Annotated in this window: 1 protein-coding gene; it reads left to right on the forward strand. The window is 51.7% G+C overall.

From position 1 onward, the window contains the following. Positions 1-201 (forward strand): hypothetical protein (locus MiSe_RS50690; protein WP_226595193.1); only part of this gene is annotated, 201 nt, incomplete at both ends.

The raw sequence follows: 201 nt of genomic DNA on the forward strand, positions 1-201 counted from the left end.
AAAAACATAGATCAAGTGTCTTGTGGGGTGGGCATCCTGCCCGCCCCAGGGAATAAAAACATAGATCAAGTGTCTTGTGGGGTGGGCATCCTGCCCGCCCCAGGGAATAAAAACATAGATCAAGTGTTTTGTGGGGTGGGCATCCTGCCCGCCCCAGGGAATAAAAACATAGATCAAGTGTCTTGTGGGGTGGGCATCCTG

Origin of the sequence: Microseira wollei NIES-4236 (assembly GCF_020521235.1) — a bacterium.
GTDB lineage: Bacteria > Cyanobacteriota > Cyanobacteriia > Cyanobacteriales > Aerosakkonemataceae > Microseira > Microseira wollei.